Annotated in this window: 1 protein-coding gene; it reads right to left on the bottom strand. The window is 63.5% G+C overall.

The window, feature by feature from the left end; translation table 11 throughout:
• Nucleotides 1-361: 361 nt before the first annotated feature.
• The gene (gene dxs / locus ABYB95_RS21790) at nucleotides 362-2,167 is read right to left on the bottom strand and encodes a 1-deoxy-D-xylulose-5-phosphate synthase (RefSeq protein WP_372661882.1); all 1,806 of its coding nucleotides are present in this window, start codon (nucleotides 2,165-2,167) and stop codon (nucleotides 362-364) included.
• Nucleotides 2,168-2,360: the final 193 nt, after the last annotated feature.

Below are 2,360 nucleotides of genomic sequence, written 5' to 3'. Positions count from 1 at the left end.
TCCCAGTGCATACAAGGCCTCGCCATTGTATGGACTGCGGACCGCATTTTCGTCTCGGGTTTTCCCTTGCGCGTACTTCTACGCACTATTGAGATGTCCGCATTTGCTGGGAAACCGGGGCGGGATCGGCGCTCTGCAATTCGCTTCAATTGGTGTGAAATAAATTCATCACGCAGCGCCGTCCGCGCAAGTTTCACGTCAGAAATGATCGCTTCTCTTCAGGTCATCGAACCGCAGGCAAGCACGCCATGCGAGGCCCGATGCCATGTACTCAGACCACGACTTTCAAACTGGGCAGTGGTGCCAGCCAAGCCGCGAAACGGCCGCGCACCGCGCGCTCGATGCCTGCGGCATCCAGGCCTTATGCCGCCAGCAGCCGACCATGGTCACCGTGTTCGATGAAGCGGTCGGGCAGGCCCAGCGGCAGCACCGGCAGCTGAATGCCTTCGGCATGCAAGGCCTCCATCACCGCACTGCCGGCACCGCCCATGACGCTGCCCTCTTCCACCGTCACGAAAGCGTCGTGTTTGGCTGCCAGCTCGCGCAGCAATGCCAGATCCAGCGGTTTGACCCAGCGCATATTGGCCACGGTGGCATCCATGGCATGGCCGGCCTGCAAGGCCGGCTGGAGCAACGAACCAAAGGCCAGAATGGCGACACCGCGCCCTTGGCGGCGCAGCTCGCCACGGCCATACGGCAGGCTCTCCAGCGACGTGGATGGCACCACGCCCGCGCCGGCACCACGCGGATAGCGCACGGCCACCGGGTGGTCTTGTTCGAACGCACTGCTGAGCAGTTGCCTGCACTCGGCCTCATCGGCCGGACAGGCGATGCCCATATTGGGAATGCAGCGCAAGTAGGCGATGTCGTAGGCGCCGGCGTGGGTGGCGCCATCGGCCCCCACCAGACCGGCGCGGTCGAGCGCAAAAACCACCGGCAGATTTTGCAGCGCCACATCGTGGATGAGCTGGTCGTAGGCGCGCTGCAAGAAGGTGGAATAGATCGCCACCACCGGCTTGAGCCCTTCACAGGCCAGGCCAGCGGCGAAGGTGACGGCGTGCTGCTCTGCAATGCCGACGTCGAAATAGCGGCGCGGAAAGCGCCGTTCAAACTCCACCATGCCCGAGCCTTCGCGCATGGCCGGCGTGATGCCCACCAGCCGTTTGTCTGCCGCCGCCATGTCGCACAACCATTGTCCGAACACCTGCGTGAAGGTGGTCTTGGCTGGCGTGCTGGGCTTGGTCAAGCCCACGGCCGGGTCGAACTTGCCAGGGCCGTGGTAGGCCACCGGATCGGCTTCGGCCAGCTTGTAGCCCTGCCCTTTTTTGGTCACCACATGCAGAAACTGCGGGCCGCTGTCGGTGTCCAGCAAATGGCGAATATTTTCCAGCGTGGGGATCAGGGAATCGAGATCGTGGCCATCGATCGGGCCGATGTAGTTGAAGCCGAATTTTTCAAACAAGGTGGCCGGCACCACCATGCCTTTAGCGTGCTCTTCCAGCCGCTTGGCCAGCTCAAACAAGGGCGGCGCGCCCTTGAGCACCTGCTTGCCCACATTCTTGGCGGCCGCATAAAACTGACCACTCATGAGTTGCGCCAGGTAGCGGTTGAGTGCACCCACCGGCGGCGAGATCGACATGTCGTTGTCGTTCAGCACCACCAGCAACCGACCCTCTGCAATGCCCGCGTTGTTCAGTGCCTCAAACGCCATGCCTGCGGTCATGGCGCCGTCGCCGATGATGGCAACGGAGTGGCGACCGTCGCCCTGGATTTTGGCGGCCAGCGCCATGCCCAGCGCCGCCGAGATGCTGGTGGACGAATGCGCCGTGCCAAAGGTGTCGTATTCGCTTTCTTCGCGACGCGGAAAACCGCTGATGCCATCTTGCTGGCGCAGCGTGTGCATCTGGTCGCGCCGACCGGTGAGAATCTTGTGCGGATAGGTCTGGTGGCCCACGTCCCAGACCAGGCGGTCTTCGGGCGTATTGAACACGTAGTGCAAAGCCACCGTAAGCTCCACCGTGCCCAGGTTGGAGCTGAGGTGTCCACCGGTGCGCGAGACGCTGTCCAGCACAAAGGCGCGCAACTCGTCGGCCAGTGGCACGAGCTGGGAGCGGGAGAGACGGCGCAAGTCGGCGGGCGACTGGATAGTGGGCAGCAATGGACTCATAGGTAGGCGTTCTGTGGTCGCGGCTCTGGGCGCGGCCTCAATGCGTGCGTTGCCCGACCCAGTCGGCCAGGGCATGCAAGTGGGTGGAATGGGGCAATCCGCTGGCGTTCAGCGCATCGTGTGCTTGGTCCAGCACCGCCTGGGCGTAGGCTTGCGCCGCCGCCAGCCCCAGCAGGGCGACGAAGGTCGGCTT

This window comes from Hydrogenophaga sp., assembly GCF_041633695.1.
Classification (GTDB): Bacteria; Pseudomonadota; Gammaproteobacteria; order Burkholderiales; family Burkholderiaceae_C; genus Hydrogenophaga.
Note: the sequence above shows the minus strand (reverse complement) of the source record. Positions and strands in the feature narration are given on the sequence as shown.

Bases quoted from the DNA above. Each gene is read 5' to 3' on its own strand.
- dxs (WP_372661882.1), bottom strand. From the start codon at position 2,167: ATGAGTCCATTGCTGCCCACTATCCAGTCGCCCGCCGACTTGCGCCGT.